Source organism: Trichocoleus sp. DQ-U1, assembly GCF_039961925.1.
GTDB lineage: Bacteria > Cyanobacteriota > Cyanobacteriia > Cyanobacteriales > FACHB-T130 > FACHB-T130.
Genome location: NZ_JAMPKB010000020.1, coordinates 39,262 through 55,521, shown reverse-complemented (window position 1 = coordinate 55,521; position 16,260 = coordinate 39,262). Strand labels below are relative to the sequence as shown.

Sequence of the window (16,260 nt, the reverse complement as noted above, 5' to 3'; positions counted from 1 at the left end):
GTAGTTCATCTTCTGAAATTCTTAAACAATTTGTCTACATAACACTTTGTTGAAACCCTAATTTCTAACGATCAACACAAATAAGAAATTAGATAAACTTAGCGTCACAGTAGTTTTATCCCTGGGTTTTCTTAGGCAGCCACTTGCAGGGATCGGTCAACTAAGTGCTGCTATCGTTCCCTTCAAAATCAACCAGATGCAGTTGAAACTTCAAAACAACTTCTTTCTCAACTTTTAAAGGAGCTAGTTGGCAATAAGTAGGATCGTCGTTGCGATGAGTGGGTCAACATGACCAAACCTATATTAAGCCAGAGGATGAGAAGGATAAACAAGTATTAACCTGAGACAAGCGGGTTGTACAAAAAACAGGTTGGTAGAGAAAAAGGAAGGTAAAGTCATTATGCATGAGGTATCAGAGGAACACGCGAAGGCCGCAGAGGAACACGCGAAGGTCTCAGAGGGACATGGGAAGTTAATCGAGGAGGTAGGAAAGACTCTAAAGGAGCGTGGAAAGAGCGCCCAAGAGCATGGAAAGTTGATAGAAGAGTACGGAAAGGCCACACAGCAGCATGCGAAGGCATCGCAGCAGCACGCGAAGGCATCGCAGCAGCATGATGGAAACTCAACAGAGGAATTCGTGAAAGCTGCACAGGAACACTCCAAAGCAACAGAAAAACATACCAAAGCAGTCAAGGAGTTCCTCCAGGTAGCACAGGAGTTCGTCCAGGTAGCACAGGAGCAGGTAGAGACATCCAAGAAATTGTTGGACAAACGATAACTTGATTTGGATATCTATATGCCTTACGAGCGCGATCGCATCAGCTGTTTCAACTCTCGCCAAACTGGCGAGAGTTGTCCAAAATCCGATTGTTTATTCGTGAAGATTCCGTAGCTAGGGCTGAATAATAAAGCTAAAACAAATAATCCTGATGCAACTAATACAATCGCTGGGCCGGAAGGCAAATTTTGGTAATAACTGAGGTACATCCCGCTGATGCTGGAAATAATGCCAATCCCCGCCCCAACTATCATCACATTGTGCAGCCGCTTCACTAATAGATAGGCGGTTGCTCCTGGTGTAATTAACAGCGATAGCACTAGGATGACACCCACAGCTTTCATGCTGGCAACAATGGTTAAGGCAATCAGCAGCATTAAGCCAAAATTGAGCAAGTTAGTAGGCAATCCCGCTGCCTGCGCTCCCAATGGATCGAAGGTATAAAATAATAATTCTTTGTACAGTAGCACGACCACCAATAGGACAATTGCGGCAATGATCGCAGTGTCGCGGACTTCTTCAACGGTAACACCCAAGATATTGCCAAATAAGAAGTGATTGAGGTCAATTTTGTTATCTTTTTGGATCGTGGTAATTAAGGTAACGCCGAGGGCAAAAAAGGCAGAGAAAACAATACCCATTGCGGCATCTTCTTTAATTGGCGATCGCGTTCTGATCCAAGCGATCGCCATCGTACTCAAAACCCCGGCAATAAATGCCCCGACAAAGATATTGGCACCTACCATAAACGCGATCGCTAACCCTGGCAAAACCGAGTGGCTGATGGCATCTCCCAACAATGCCAGCCGTTGCACCATCAGATAGCTACCGACAACAGCGCACAGCAAGCCGACGAGAATGGCAATAATCAGCGATCGCTGCATGAAGCCGTACTGCAACGGCTCAATCAACGCTTCTAACATAAAAATTTAGAGGATTCTAACCGCTCCAGGCGCAAAGGACACAAAGTTTAAGGGGGAGTGAGAAGTGATTTCTTTAATTTAAAACTCACTCCGGGCGGATTGATGAAATATATTTCTGGGCGGATAGATAATGAGATAAAGACCGCCTCTACGCAGCTGCTTCTGTAAAGAACATCACCTGTCCGCCATAGGCACGATACAGGTTTTCCTGACTCAGCACCTCGTGGCGCGAACCGGAGGCAATTAACTCAGTATTCAATAAAATTAAGTCATCAAAGTGGGTGATAGATGCCCCTAAGTCGTGATTGACAACGAGAACCGTTTTTCCAGCGTCGGCAAGGTCGCGGAAAATGTCAAAAATAATTGCTTGGGTTTTCTGATCGATCCCGGCAAACGGTTCATCAAAGCAGAAAACCTCTGCTTCTTGGGCTAAAGCCCGCGCTAAAAATACCCGCTGCTGCTGTCCTCCGGAGAGTTGCCCAATCGGGCGATCGCGATAATTGCTCATCCCCACCCGATCCAAAGCCTCTGCTGCCACCCGTCGGCTTACCGTAGAGAAGCGACGAAACCAGCCAGTTTTCTTGACACGCCCCATCATTACAGCATCCCAAACAGTCGCCGGATAAGTCCAGTCAATTTGCGATCGCTGCGGCACATACGCCACCCGTTCCCGTTGCTCCATCAAAGGTCTATCGCCATACAGTACCGTGCCACCCGTCACGGGAATCAATCCCAACATCGCCTTCATCAAGGTACTTTTTCCCGCACCATTGGGGCCAATAATCCCCGTTAAACGTCCCGATGCCACTACACAACTGACATTCCGTAGGGCCTCCACCGTGCGGTACTGCACTCCCACCTGGCTGATTTTAATTGCTGTAGATGCCTCTAGCGAGACGGCTGGCAGATGGCAAACCATTTTTGCCCAATCGGTATCAGGAGAGAAGGTGGCAGTATTCATAGGGTGGTTTTATCTTGCTTTCTTTTTAGATTACTCTAATAATGAAAAGAATATGAAAACATCTATAAAGAGAAATAATCTAAAAGATAGGTGAAATTGATGGTACAGCGCTCTAGGCTCTCCCAAAAGGTAAAAGAAAGTAATTTTTGCCTTTCCCAGGCAAAATCGGGGAATCCTCTGGCTCTGGTTTCTAGCCTTTGCCTAGGAATTCTCTTGCCTTTTGCCTTATCCAGCTGTACCCAGCCTTCCTCAAATCGTGCGAATCCAATTGCAAACGGCAAACCTAATGTAGTTGCCACCAGCACCATCATTGAAGACTTGGCTGCGGAGGTAGCGGGAGACGAAATTCAGCTCCAAGGAATCCTCGAACCGGGAGCCGATCCCCACGTTTATGAACCTGTGCCCCAAGATAGTCAGGCTTTGGAAAAAGCGAACCTGATTCTGTATAACGGCTACAACCTGGAACCAGGGCTGATTAAGCTGATGAACGCAACCAGCGGAGAGATTCGCAAAGTAGCGGTGGGGGAAGTTGTGAAGTCTTTGCAACTTGATAAAGGCAAAGGACAAGTAGTGCCAGATCCCCATGTTTGGGGCGATGTTGATAACGTCATTCAAATGGTAGGTGCCATTCGTGACGCCTTGATTGAGCTATCACCAGAAGACAGAGAGAAATTTACTCAGAATGCGGCACAACTAACAGGTGAGTTAAAACAATTGGATAGTTGGATTACTCAGGAAATTAAAACTATCCCAGAAAATAAGCGCAAATTAGTAACAAGCCACGACGCTTTTCAATATTATGCTCGTGCCTACAGCATTCCCGTTGCTGGTACTTTGATTGGCATCAGTACGGAAGAACAACCTAGTGCCCAAACAGTAAAGCGATTAGTAGAATCTGTGAAGGCGGCAACTGTACCGGCGATTTTTGCAGAAACCACCATTAACCCAGCTTTGATTAAGACTGTAGCAGAGGAATCTAGGGTGAAATTAGCTCCGCGCCAACTCTATTCTGACTCGATTGGTGCTGCTGGTAGCGATGGAGATTCTTACATTAAGATGATGGTTGCGAATACCCGCACGATTGTGGAAGCTTTGGGGGGGAAGTACACGCCCTTTGAGGCAGCAAAGACACCGAAGAAATAAGCTTTTTAGATAAACTAGCGTCAATTAAGATAAAGAGCGATCGCTTTCACCTGCATTAAACTGAAGCTAGAGTAGGTTACACAAAGCGATCGCTCTAAAACTTAGACTTAAAACTTAACTGTCTGATATCGGAAAAATTTTTTGGATTTTTTTTAACTGAGCTAAAAATTACTAGATATATTCTTTGTACACCAAAATTTACTCCTAATTTATCAAAGATTCTTCATCAGCAAAATCTCCTGTAGTTTTAGATTTCTTGAAGGGTAAAGCGTGAACAAGCATACTTAAACCTATTACGGCAAAAAGACCTCCCATTCCCAATAAAAATATTGCCGCAAACCAAAGTGACCAAAAAGAGTTTATCTCTGCTTCGCTCGGATTATTAGGGCTATAAATAATCGGCACGGATTGCCCAATTTCATATCCGGGTGGATTACTCCCCATATTAGATTCAACCTTTATCGTTTCTCCATTGGGGGTTTGAAATTGGAATACAGGGAAATAAGCCCGCGATTTTCTAGATACTTGAAGTTTTAAATTAATGATTGTACCTGTAGTAGAGGATGAGCTTTTAATAAAATCTTGCTTTTGATGGTAATTTACAAAACTGCCAAGTACCATACCCGCTCCAACTACAAAAAATATACCCCCCAGTCCCATTAACCCTGGCTTATCAGACATTTTTAACTTGTTTTCCTTTCTCTAAATATTTTTAACCTAAGTTTGCGACGGCTTAACTATCCAATTGCTCTCACCATTTTTGGGTCGGTAGTGTCAACCTCCCATCAGGTAAGGGAAGAACACCTGTCTGTCTGGATCGCCTGTCCGATTAAAGCTACAGGCTAGCCGGTAATGATTCCGCGATCTTTTGTTTAATTTTGCTTAAATATCTGATAAAAGTTAACAATAGGTAAGGTGAGCGAGAGGAGAAGCAATGGCTGTTACTCAGCCAAATATTGATATTGCTCCATTTATCGATCATGCGCTGCTAAATCCAACGGCAACCCCAGAGCAGGTTAAGCAGTGGTGTGAAGAGGCTGACAGGTTTCAGTTCGCGGCAGTGTGCGTCTATCCGGCATACGTGCGGCAAGCGGCTGAGCTTCTCAAAGGCAAGCAGCCGAAAGTTTGTACAGTCATCGGTTTTCCCTCTGGAGCGACGACATCAGCGGTTAAGCTCTACGAAGCCCAAGAAGCCGTCGAAAATGGGGCGGTGGAATTGGATGTTGTCATCAACCAGGGTTGGTTGAAAACTGGGAAGACTGAGGAACTACACCGGGAAATTGCAGAAATTTGTGAAACGGGTCAAACCGTCAAGGCAATTTTAGAAACCACTCGCCTGACAGATGCAGAGAAACGACTGGCAGCGGAAATATGTATGGATGCAGGAGTGGCATTTTTAAAAACCAGCACTGGTTTGTTTGGGGGTGCCACAGTAGCGGATATCCAACTTTTGAAAGAAGTCGCACGAGAACGGGTCGGAATTAAAGCATCGGGGGGAATCCGTACCCCGGAGCAAGCCTTGGAGTTAATCATGGCAGGAGCGACGCGGTTAGGCACGTCGCACGGCCCCGATCTCATTCGTCAGCGCGATACGCTGGAGAAGGAGGGAAAGGGGAATTGGTAATGAGTAATCGGGAATGAGTCTGCTAACTCTTGACCCATTACCTCTTGATCAATTACCCATCACCTCTTGACCAATTACCCCACGTCATGAGTCGAACTTACAAAGCAACCGGAATCAATCTAAAGAGTATGGCGCTGGGCGAGTCTGACCGGCTGCTAACGATTTTGACGCCTGAATTTGGTTTGATTCGGGCTGTAGCACCGGGGGCACGCAAGCACCACTCGAAGCTAGGCGGTAGGAGTGCTTTGTTTGTAGTGAATGAGCTACTGATTGCCAAAGGGCGATCGCTCGATAAAATTACTCAGGCAGAAACGCTAGAATCTTTCCCCGGCTTAAGTCAGGATCTCCAAAAACTGACAGCCAGCCAATACCTGGCGGAAGTGGTTCTATGTCAAGCGTTGAGCGACCAACCGCAAATGGAATTGTATGAGCTGCTCAACGAACATCTGCATCGGTTAGAGCGGTTGCCTGCCAACAGCGCGGCTCTGGTTTTAGCTCACTTAGCCCACGGGGTGTTTCACCTGATGGCTTTGGCTGGCGTTGCGCCTCAGGTTCAACATTGTTGTGTCTCGCGGCATCCCCTGATGCCGGAATTTACCGATCCAGACTGGCGGGTTGGGTTTAGTACTGCTGCTGGTGGAACGGTGAGCTTACCAGCATTAGAACGCCTGCAAGCCGAAGCGCGATCGCGCATGTCTGGTAGTACAGCAAAAGGCATGGCAGTAAAGGAGAAATTCTCGCCTACAGCCATCGGCTTTTCACCTCAAGGTCAAGGCACAGTGCCAGAGGAAGTCAGTGGAAACTACCAAACAGTTGTTCATCCACAAACGCCCTTGATGCTGAACACCAAACTGAACGCCATCGAGCTGGCGCTGCTACAGCAGCTGGCTCAGCCAGAGCTACCCCAGAACGGAAAAAGCAATGAAAAATTAACTCATCCGACATCCCTAACCCCTCATCCTTCCGAAGACTCCGCTTGGGTTTCAGTAGAGCAACTGTTACGTCAGTACGTCCAGTATCACTTTGGTCGGTCAATTCGCTCTGCTGCTTTGATGGATGCTTGTTTCTCGTCCCAGCTGAATTTATCCTGAACCATAATGCAACGGTATGATTCCGATCTACAAGCTCGAATGTCCCTAAGTCAGTCTAGACAGAGGATTGAGGACGGCGAACGGTGGACTGAGGAAGGAAAATTTCCTGGCTCTTCCGGACTCAGCGTTCCCGCTTCCGAGCGCCCCCACCCTGCTTTTACTGGATCGTCAACACCTACCACATCACGCCCCTTGTCTGACGAGCGCTTAACACCCCCTGAAACTTCTGAATGGGAAGAGGTTCGCCCTGCGATTTCTTTCCCCCACTCCCCCGTGGACGATGCTGTAACCCCAGAGATAGATACAGAAACAGAAACGGATGCTCCCTCAAATGGAGGGTTGAACCACAGCGCCTCACCGTCCAATCTGGTTGTCAATGAGGAAGTAAAGAATGAGGAAGTAGAGGAGGACGCACAAGGATTTTTGCCGGTTCTAAAAAACCGGAATTTCCTGGCGCTATGGGGGGGACAAGTTTTCTCACAGATAGCGGATAAGGTGTATCTGGTGCTGGTGATTGCATTGATTGCCACTCACTTTCAAGCACCCGATCAGACAATCAGCGTGTGGGTATCGGCGATCATGATGGCTTTTACGATTCCCGCCATACTGTTTGGTTCCGTGGCGGGTGTGTATGTGGATCGGTGGCCTAAGAAGGCAGTGCTAGTGGCAACGAACCTGCTGCGGGGGGCACTGGTTTTGGCAGTGCCACCGCTGCTGTGGATTTCGCATGGCTGGTTAACGCTTGGAGGGTTGCCGGTGGGATTCTGCATCCTGCTGGGATTAACGTTTCTGATTTCTACACTGACGCAGTTTTTTGCTCCTGCCGAGCAGTCAGTGATTCCGCTAGTTGTGGGACGCCATCATCTGCTTTCAGCGAACTCGCTGTACACGATGACAATGATGGCTTCAGTGATCGTGGGATTTGCTGTGGGAGAGCCGTTACTCGGAATTGCCGACACCTTGGTGGGACGCTTGGGTGGGGGAGCGGACATTGGCAAAGAATTGGTGGTGGGTGGCAGTTATGCGATCGCGGGATTGCTGTTGATGATCCTCCGCACAGGGGAAAAAACGAACGCTCCCGAACACGAATCACCCCATGTTTGGGAAGACCTGCGCGACGGACTGCGTTACCTAAACGAACAAAGCCGCGTTCGCAATGCCCTGATCCAACTGGTAATTTTATTTTCAGTTTTTGCGGCGCTGTCGGTTCTAGCTGTGCGGATGGCAGAAGTTATTCCTGGTTTGAAATCCTCTCAGTTCGGTTTTTTACTCGCAGCTGGTGGGGTTGGCATGGTTGGGGGGGCAACGGTGCTAGGACACTTTGGGCAGCGGTTCTCCCATACTCGGCTCAGCCTCTATGGTTCTATCGGAACGGCAGCCTCTTTGGTTGGTCTGGGATTGTTTACGAAGCAGCTATTGCTGGCATTCCTGTTGACAACGCTTTTGGGCTTTTTTGGGTCGCTGGTGGCTATCCCGATGCAGACAACCATCCAAGCCGAAACTCCCGACCAAATGCGAGGGAAAGTCTTTGGGTTACAAAACAACGTCATTAATATTGCTCTAAGCCTGCCTTTAGCCTTAGCAGGCGTTGCAGAGACGATTTTGGGTTTACAGGCAGTATTTCTCGGTTTAGCAGCGATCGCGATCGCAGGAGGACTCTTAACCTGGTATATTTCCGGTACAGGAAAAGAAAAGTGATGAGTTTTGAATGACGAGTTTTGAATGATTAACTCATAACTCAAAACTCAAAACTAAAAACTCAAAACTCTTAGAAAATGCACATAGCCTGGCTCGGAAAAAAATCACCCTTTTGCGGCAATGTCACCTACAGTCGAGAAGTTACGAATGCGTTGTTAGACCAGGGCCATCGAGTTAGCTTTCTCCACTTTGCCCAAGACGAAGAATCTGACCTCCAGGCTTGGCCTGGATGTGAAGAAGTGTCTCTACCTTTCCTGTACAAGTCCCAGGTTTATACGATTCCCACCCTGAGATCGAGAAAGGTTTTGACGCAATCGCTTGAAGAGCTAAAGCCAGACCTGGTGCATGCCTCGCTCACTTTATCACCCCTAGATTTCCTACTGCCGGAAATCTGCGAAGAACTGAATTTACCCCTGGTTTCCACCTTCCATACCCCTTTTGACGGGAAGCGACGAAATCTCAAATCAGGGACTCAGCTTTTGACTTATCAGCTGTATGCACCTTTCCTGGCGTATTACGACCGAACGGTTATCTTTTCTCAAGTTCAGCGGGATTTACTCGCACGATTGGGAGTGGCAGCATCAAAGGTAGCTGTAATTCCGAATGGCGTTGATGTCCAGAAGTATTGTCCAGGGCCTTCTAACATCAAATCTGAATTAAACGCTAAGCGCCTCTTTGTCTACCAGGGTCGAATTGCTACCGAAAAAAATGTGGAAGCAATGCTCCGAGCCTGGAAAGAGTCAGAAATGGGGCCAGAGTGTAAATTATTAATTGTCGGCGACGGGCCGATGAAGCCCTCTTTAGAGCCTTTTTACGACTCAGAATACGGAATCATCTGGTGGGGAACCGAACCGGATGAGCAACGGCGAATCGAAATTTTGCGGGGAGCTGATGTGTTTATTCTGCCTTCTCTGGTGGAAGGACTTTCACTTTCCCTACTAGAAGCAATGGCTTGTGGCGTCGCCTGTGTAGCAACTGATGCTGGTGCTGATGGTGAAGTTTTGGAGGGGAATCCCTTAGAGGGAGACGCTGGGATAATTCTCAGAACTCAAGGGGTTGCGGGGCAGTTGCGAACTCTACTGCCTGTGTTACGAGGCAACCCGGAGTTTACGCAGCGACTGGGACAAAAAGCGATCGCAAGGGTTTTAGAGCGATATACCCTCAGCCGCAACATCGAGCAACTAGTAAAACTTTATACTGAGTTGCTACAGGAACGCCGAGTCCAGTTGAGTGATTGGCGTTATCCAGGGAGAACGAAAATCAGCTAGTCATCCTCCTCAAGGAGTAATCGCGTATTGTTTTATTCGCCAATACTCTACCCTTAAGCTGGCTTTGGGTGGCATTGGGCAAAGGCCATCCCAGTCGCGTTGGCTGCTGGTAGATCCGCTTGAGGGTGTTGATGTCTCTCGAAGAAATTTGGGGAGGATTACGCACCTGAGAAAAATACAGGGCATCTGTTTCTAAAGGACTGTGCCCCCAGATACCTAGTGCGTGCCCTAGTTCGTGACGGGCAGCGGATTGAATATAGTCGCTGGTTTGAGTTGGACTCAGTTGGATCGTAAATCGATGGGATAGTACAGATGGCGTGCCCGTCGCTGGGTTGAGGTAGAATTCATAGCGGGTTTCAGCAGAACGAGCGCGAGGCAGGTGAAATTCCCCGGTGCGGCGGTTAAAGGATGGCTTGAGGGGAGGAAGCGATCGCACAATCTTGATGTCAGATATTTCTGACTGCTCGACCACTTGGAGAGGCAAATAAACGCCCCATTCCTGCACGGCTTTTAACACAGCACTTGCCCACTGTTGGCTGGCGGCGGAAGTTTCTGTCCGCTCTACGAACACCTTAACTGGAAACTGCGACCAAACCAGATAGCCAACAGGGGTAGGCTTCACCTGAGAGAAGTAATCACCACTGTTGCTGGTATCTTGCCATTGCAACAGTGTCGGCGGTAGGACGTGCGCTTGGAGTGTCGGCAGGGAGGTTGCTGATAGCGGGCGTGACCCTTCAGACGCCCAAACATCACCCGCATCCACCACTCGAAAATGGGCTAAAACCGCCAATAAGCAAGTAGCGATCGCGATCCCCACCCGAATGAATCGTTTTGAGTTTTGAAAAGAGTTTGGATACCACAGGCGGTTCTGTAGGCTTCGTTTAAGAGTTTGAAAATTTGAGGGTTTCGCCTTTTCAACTTTCCCACTTTTCTCCTTTTTCCACTCAAAAATCATCATTTATCATGCGTCACGATTTGATGCTATTGCCATAACCGATCCATGCTCAAAATTACCGACAAACCCAGAAAGATGACAGTGAATATCCAGGTTACTCGGTTCAGGGCTGTTTCTGCACTTCTAGTGCTGGTAAACAATTGAGCCTGTCCGCCAATCCCCCCAATTCCGTCTCCTTTAGGACTATGTAGCAGCACTAAAACAATCAGAATTGCGGAAGAAACCGCCCATATAATTTGCAGAATGCTATATAAATTCATAGTTGGTTGTTCGGTGTCAGTTTTTAAGAATTGTGAATTGCGGATCGTTAAGAGCTAACCGCTAAGCATCAGAAAGATGCAATGAGTCATTAGCTATTAGCTCCTAGCACTTTACAAAGAAACTCGCACGGGTGTGCGGTTGGCGCGGACATCAAATTCCAGAGGAACCAGCATCGAACGACCTGTCATTTCTACTGGCTGTGGCAGCTTTAAGATTTCCAGAATCGTTGGTGCAATGTCCGACAAACGTCCATCACTTCGCAAAGTCACTTCAGTCCCATAGCCGGGAATTTTTAACCCTTCCCCTTCCACCAGGATAAAGGGCACAGGGTTTGTTGTGTGAGCAGTCCAAGGGTTGCCTTCTTTATCCTGCATATATTCAGCGTTCCCGTGGTCGGCAATGATAATCGCCGTGCCACCCGCCTTATTGATACTTTCTAGAAGGCGTCCCAAACATCGGTCTACCGTTTCCAGTGCTTGAATTGTCGGTTCTATCTGACCTGTATGTCCCACCATGTCTGGGTTGGCGTAGTTGATGACCATAAGGGAGTAAATGCGTTTTTCAACAGCAGCGATCGCTACATCCGTCGCCGCTGCTGCTGACATCTCCGGTGCTTGGTCATAGGTTGGAACCATTGGACTCGGTACCAGTTCCCGATCCTCCCCTTCAAAAGGCTGTTCCCGACCGCCGTTGAAGAAATAAGTAACGTGGGCGTATTTCTCGGTTTCAGCAGTCCGAAACTGGCGCAGTCCCCGATTGGCAATGACTTCTCCCAGGATGTTACTCAAGTTCTGGGGTTCAAAAGCCACCAAAACTGGTAAATTCGGTTCGTACTGAGTAAAAGTAACAAAGCTCAGTGGCTCGATATGCTGTCGTTCAAACCTCTTAAAGCCTGGAGACACGAAGGCTTGGGTAAGTTGTCTGGATCTATCAGGTCGGAAGTTAAAGAAAATCACACCATCCCCCGCTTCTATAGCTCCAGGAGCAATTCGGGTTGGGATGATAAATTCATCTGTGACATTTTCAGCATAGGAAGCCTGCAAAACTTCTTGCGCCGAGCGACCATCTCCTAAGCCATCCTGAGTCATCACATCGTAGGCGCGTTTCACCCGATCCCACCGCTGGTCTCGATCCATTGCGTAGTAGCGACCGCTGAGGGTGACAATGCGCCCGACCCCAATCTGGTCAATGTGGTCTTGAATCTTCTGAATTGCCTCTATCCCCTCGTGGGGATAGGTATCGCGCCCATCTGCGATCGCGTGGATACAAACTGAGGGAATCTCTTGCGCTTTCGCTAAATCCAGTAATCCTAGAAGATGCGCCAGATGAGAATGCACCCCACCTTCAGAACAAAGCCCAACTAGGTGAAGCTTACCACCCCGGCTCTTGACTTCCTGACAGACTTGCACCAGTGCAGGATTGCTCAGTAAACTACCGTCTTCCACGGCGTCTGAGATACGAACTAATTCTTGCGGTACAACCCGACCAGCACCAATGTTGAGATGGCCTACTTCTGAGTTACCCATCTGACCTTCTGGCAATCCTACAGCCTTGCCGGAGGTGTAAATGAGTGTGTGGGGATAGACTGCCCAGAGGCTATCCATCACAGGTGTGTTAGCGGCGGCTATGGCGTTTCCATCGGTTTCTTCGCGGTAGCCCCAGCCGTCTAGAATGACTAGCACCACGGGAGACACAGGTGCTTGCGCCATACTCAATTGCCCTTTGTTTTCAGTAATTTCTCCGTCATGATATCATCGCCCTTTGTACTCGCAGTGTTATTTTTAGCAGCTTCTGTTAGCTTTTTTAGTTTTTTTGCCAGGGACAGCACAGCAATTCTCTCTAGATCGGATGACTATTTTATTACAGGGTTCTGAAGACAGTCCTGGTAGGAAGCGATCGCTAAAAGTACGTAAGGGAGCGCTACTCCCTTGATGACAATCCCTTGACGCACCTGCGAGACTAGTAGGCGTCAAGCCCACACATGGAAACAAGTCTAATAAGGTACAGGCTTTGCAAGCAGGCTTTTTGGCTTTAAGAACAGATCGACCGTGATATGTCAAGAAAACGAAACAATTCCCGATTCTTGCTGGAGCGTAGAGTGGTTTCTAACTCAGCGGGATCTGCCAAGAGCGATCGCATTGAGAAACCAGCGATACAGTTCTGCGGTAACTTGGATGCCTAGCTCGTCGGTGCCTTGAGCCGCCATAGTTACAGCCAGCAGCAGATGCACAGGCGGTTCGTAATTGAGATGACAAGGAAAGTCTGCATAAAGCGGCTTCCAAGGCTCCAAGATTTCTAAGGCTTGTTGCTAGTTGTTCGCCAGGTCGAGGAAAGTGGGCACGATTTCCTCCCCCGATGGAAACTTAGTCTTTTTATTATAACTTGCATCTACCTAAAGTAAGACTTTTGGAAACTTGGAAAGCCCACCCTAAGCGCCGTACCTTTTTAGCTCTCAAGAACGCAATAAGCAAGGGTTTAAACCTATCTTTATTGCCAAAGGAACGTCAGCAGTGGTGAGACTACTGCTGACGTTCCTTTGCGACGATTCTTTACGTTCTCTGCATTTAAAAAACGACTTCTAGACTTTATTTGCGTTTGCTAGATTCCTTAGCAGCTTTTGCAGCTTTCTTAGCAGCTTTATCAGCAGCGATCGCCTCTAATCTTGCCTGCTCTTTTTCTTCAGCAATTTTGTCTAGATAGTAATGGTAATCTCCTCGATACAGGCGGAATTCGCCGTCACGGATCTCGACAATTTTATTGGCAACTTTGGAAATAAAATATCGGTCGTGGGAGACTAAAATTACCGTACCTTCGTAGTTTTGGATTGCCTCTTCCAACATTTCTTTAGCCGGAATATCCAAGTGGTTAGTAGGCTCGTCCAAAATCATTAAATTAACTGGGCGCAAAAGCATTTTTGCTAACGCCAGACGAGCTTTTTCACCTCCGCTCAGAGCCTCAACTTTTTTAAATACGGTGTCACCGCTGAACAAGAAGCGTCCTAGAAGTGTGCGAACCTCCTCATTTTTCCACTCAGGAACTTCATCATGGATAGTTTCCATGACAGTTCTAGACAGATCCAACGCTTCCGCCTGATTTTGCTCAAAGTAGCCAGGAATCACGTTGTGAGCGCCTAATTGAACTGAACCTTCAGTAGGTTGTTCCATGCCCATAATTAGACGCAACAAGGTTGATTTTCCAGCCCCGTTCGGACCGAGAAAGGCAATGCGATCGCCTCGTTCCATTAGTAGATTCGCATCTAAAAATAGAATTTTTTCGTCGTAAGTATGTACCAAATTCTGAATTTCTACCACCTCGCGACCACTGCGGGGAGCGTCAGGAAAGCGGAAGCGCAGGGTTCTTAATCCCCCAGTCGGCGCTTCAATCCGTTCGATTTTTTCTAGTTGTTTCTCACGGCTTTTCGCTTGGGTGCTGCGGGTAGCACTAGCACGGAAACGATCAACAAAGACTTGCTGCTTTTCTAGTTCTTTTTGCTGGCGTTCGTAGGCGCTGAGTTGGGCTTCTTGGTTTTCTGCTTTTTGTTGTAAATAAGCCGAGTAGTTGCCTAAGTAGGTGGTAGAAACGCCGCGTTCTGTTTCTACAATTTGGGTGCAAAGACGGTCGAGAAATTCTCGATCGTGCGATACTATCACGATTGGAGTCTTCAGCCCTTTGAGATAGGTTTCCAACCACTCAATGGTTTCTAGATCCAGGTGGTTCGTTGGTTCATCCAGTAGTAATAAATCGGGTTTTTGGAGTAAAATTTTGCCCAAACTCATCCGCATTTGCCAGCCACCGCTGAAAGCGCTAACGAGGCGATCGCCATCTTCTGGCGCAAACCCCATTTCTGGCAACATCTTCTCAATCCGCGCGTCTAACCCGTAGCCATCCAACGCTTCAAACTGCCGCTGTAGCCGATCCAATTTGTGGATCAGTCGGTCTAATTCATCTGGATTCGCAGTTTCCATTTCTCTCGGCACCTGCGCCAGAGCGTGCTGTACTTCATTGGCTTCTTTGAAAACCGTCCAAAGTTCTTCTCGCACAGTGCGCGTCGGATCTACCTCAAATTCTTGAGTCAGATAGGCAATGTGCAAATTTGCAGGACGAATCACTTCCCCAGCAGTGGGTTCCATCTCCCCCGCAATAATTTTGAGCTGAGTCGATTTTCCTGCACCGTTAACGCCGACTAAGCCAATGCGATCGCCCGGTTTGACTTCCCAGTTGACATCCTTGAGAACTTCGCCGGTGGGATAAATTTTACTGATATGTTCAAGTCGTAACATCAAGAGTCTCCAAGGATGCTGGGGGGATGAGCGAATTATTTGACGGATGTCCGTTGGTATTGCCAGTAAGTCCGTCAGGCGATCGAGAGAGTCCAGTTTATCTTAACAAAATTTAATTCTAAAATCGGAATTGGCAACTGTTGGTAGACAACTTGAAAATCCAACAGCGCGATCGCCTTTCTCTAGGTGTACTGAGTGGAAAGCTGATTTTAGATTACATAAGTCCTTCTTCTCGTCTATGACTTCAGGCGCTTTTGTTATCACCTGCTCAGAGCAAATAACAACTACTGATATTCCTTGATTCAGGAACGCGATCAAAAATTGGTAAATCTTCTCCAGCCTCAAATTTCCCAAATAATCAGTTGTATTTATTTTTTCCCGCACGCTGACTCACATTAGCGATCGCCTCTGGGAGGTGGCCCATCCCGCACTTCAATCAACTCTTCAATAGATTTCCCTACGATTCGTGCAATTGGCCCTAGCTGATTATCGTTAATTTCTTTTCCTAAGAAAATTTCTTTCAGCTCTTTCCAAGACAATCGATAAGAGTCGCAGAATCGGGCAAATTCTTTATCACTAATATCAAGTTCATCTTGTCTATCCCTCAACAGCAAGGCGACCGCCGCCGATCCATATTTAGGACGCTCGGTACTTGCAATATATCTTTTCATTAAAAGATCGACTCTACTCGTATCGCCCCCTGCCTCAGTTATCAAGTCAAAACAAGCCATTTTGAGAGCTTTGCGTAGCCGTTCATCTTCATTGAGAAAGTCAACGATTCGGAGTGCATATTCTGGTTTTATAAATCCAACGACTGCTCCCTTATAGTAGATTGGAGAATAGGGATCGTTTGGATCGTAATTCCAATCCGAAGCTTGATTATTGTTTGGCATCTCGGCACCTCTGGTCAACGCTATTTATACAAGCCTTTAGAACGGTTTTTTTAAGGAATTTACAAGAGTCTATTTTTACATTGATTTACTTAAACATAGAGTTAGAGAACCTTGACTTAATAGTGTTATTAATAATACATGAGGAATTATTGATATCTCTCTAATAAGAATAAAATACAAGAAAAAAAGGCATTTGGACAGTTTGATTTATCCTAGTCTCACTTCCAATCCACATAGATAGAGGAAAAGTTAGCTCTTTTTTAGGTAAGGGTGATCGCTATTCCAATTTTCGAGCAACACAGCAGGGTCTAACCGTTCCTTAGCTAATTTTGCCAGAATTTCAGCCTGCGGATAGTGATATAGGAGGCAAAACCGCTGATGTTGA

General features: G+C 47.2%; 15 protein-coding genes. 6 read left to right on the top strand and 9 right to left on the bottom strand.

What is annotated here, in order from left to right; all coding sequences use genetic code 11:
- Positions 1 to 370: 370 nt before the first annotated feature.
- Positions 371 to 778 (top strand): hypothetical protein, encoded by a 408-nt coding sequence (locus NDI34_RS11035; protein WP_190411857.1) that lies wholly within the window; start codon positions 371 to 373, stop codon positions 776 to 778.
- Between the two features lie 23 nt (positions 779 to 801).
- On the opposite strand, the gene NDI34_RS11030 is transcribed toward NDI34_RS11035, so the two are convergent.
- Both NDI34_RS11030 and NDI34_RS11025 read right to left on the bottom strand, forming a co-directional pair.
- Positions 802 to 1,701: a metal ABC transporter permease gene (locus NDI34_RS11030; RefSeq protein WP_190411858.1), complete on the bottom strand. Its 900-nt coding sequence runs from the start codon at positions 1,699 to 1,701 to the stop codon at positions 802 to 804.
- Between the two features lie 148 nt (positions 1,702 to 1,849).
- Positions 1,850 to 2,662 carry a metal ABC transporter ATP-binding protein gene (locus tag NDI34_RS11025; RefSeq protein WP_348232656.1) on the bottom strand — a complete coding sequence of 271 codons (813 nt, stop codon included), beginning with the start codon at positions 2,660 to 2,662 and terminating at the stop codon, positions 1,850 to 1,852.
- Between the two features lie 99 nt (positions 2,663 to 2,761).
- Here NDI34_RS11025 and NDI34_RS11020 point away from each other — a divergent pair, with 99 nt between their 5' ends.
- Positions 2,762 to 3,805, top strand: coding sequence for a metal ABC transporter substrate-binding protein (locus NDI34_RS11020; protein ID WP_348232655.1), 1,044 nt, complete (start codon positions 2,762 to 2,764; stop codon positions 3,803 to 3,805).
- Between the two features lie 204 nt (positions 3,806 to 4,009).
- On the opposite strand, the gene NDI34_RS11015 is transcribed toward NDI34_RS11020, so the two are convergent.
- Complete coding sequence (locus tag NDI34_RS11015; protein ID WP_190536841.1) at positions 4,010 to 4,486, bottom strand: DUF3592 domain-containing protein; 477 nt, start codon at positions 4,484 to 4,486, stop codon at positions 4,010 to 4,012.
- 253 nt (positions 4,487 to 4,739) lie between these two features.
- Between NDI34_RS11015 and deoC the strand changes: the two genes are divergently transcribed.
- From deoC to NDI34_RS10995, 4 genes are all read left to right on the top strand, one after another.
- Positions 4,740 to 5,429: a deoxyribose-phosphate aldolase gene (gene deoC / locus NDI34_RS11010; protein WP_190536842.1), complete on the top strand. Its 690-nt coding sequence runs from the start codon at positions 4,740 to 4,742 to the stop codon at positions 5,427 to 5,429.
- An 86-nt stretch (positions 5,430 to 5,515) separates the two neighbouring features.
- Positions 5,516 to 6,520: a DNA repair protein RecO gene (gene recO, locus NDI34_RS11005; protein ID WP_190985368.1), complete on the top strand. Its 1,005-nt coding sequence runs from the start codon at positions 5,516 to 5,518 to the stop codon at positions 6,518 to 6,520.
- Positions 6,521 to 6,526: 6 nt separating this feature from the next.
- Entirely contained in the window at positions 6,527 to 8,218 is a 1,692-nt protein-coding gene (locus NDI34_RS11000) for an MFS transporter (RefSeq protein WP_348232654.1), read from the top strand.
- A gap of 77 nt (positions 8,219 to 8,295) precedes the next feature.
- Positions 8,296 to 9,486: a glycosyltransferase family 4 protein gene (locus NDI34_RS10995; RefSeq protein ID WP_190529477.1), complete on the top strand. Its 1,191-nt coding sequence runs from the start codon at positions 8,296 to 8,298 to the stop codon at positions 9,484 to 9,486.
- Here the strand turns inward: NDI34_RS10995 and NDI34_RS10990 are convergent.
- The 6 genes from NDI34_RS10990 to NDI34_RS10965 all read right to left on the bottom strand — a co-directional run bounded on the left by NDI34_RS10990 (position 9,479) and on the right by NDI34_RS10965 (position 15,875).
- The gene (locus NDI34_RS10990) at positions 9,479 to 10,444 is read right to left on the bottom strand and encodes a peptidase (protein WP_348232653.1); all 966 of its coding nucleotides are present in this window, start codon (positions 10,442 to 10,444) and stop codon (positions 9,479 to 9,481) included. The genes NDI34_RS10995 and NDI34_RS10990 overlap by 8 nt on opposite strands.
- A 23-nt stretch (positions 10,445 to 10,467) precedes the next feature.
- Positions 10,468 to 10,701, bottom strand: coding sequence for a preprotein translocase subunit SecG (gene secG / locus NDI34_RS10985; RefSeq protein WP_190411866.1), 234 nt, complete (start codon positions 10,699 to 10,701; stop codon positions 10,468 to 10,470).
- A 111-nt stretch (positions 10,702 to 10,812) separates the two neighbouring features.
- Entirely contained in the window at positions 10,813 to 12,411 is a 1,599-nt protein-coding gene (gpmI, locus tag NDI34_RS10980; protein ID WP_348232652.1) for a 2,3-bisphosphoglycerate-independent phosphoglycerate mutase, read from the bottom strand.
- 401 nt (positions 12,412 to 12,812) lie between these two features.
- Entirely contained in the window at positions 12,813 to 12,992 is a 180-nt protein-coding gene (locus tag NDI34_RS10975) for a hypothetical protein (RefSeq protein WP_348232651.1), read from the bottom strand.
- Between the two features lie 295 nt (positions 12,993 to 13,287).
- On the bottom strand, positions 13,288 to 14,982 hold the full coding sequence (locus NDI34_RS10970) for an ABC-F family ATP-binding cassette domain-containing protein (RefSeq protein ID WP_348232650.1): 1,695 nt from the start codon (positions 14,980 to 14,982) through the stop codon (positions 13,288 to 13,290).
- A gap of 395 nt (positions 14,983 to 15,377) precedes the next feature.
- Positions 15,378 to 15,875 carry a hypothetical protein gene (locus tag NDI34_RS10965; protein ID WP_190429488.1) on the bottom strand — a complete coding sequence of 166 codons (498 nt, stop codon included), beginning with the start codon at positions 15,873 to 15,875 and terminating at the stop codon, positions 15,378 to 15,380.
- Positions 15,876 to 16,260: the final 385 nt, after the last annotated feature.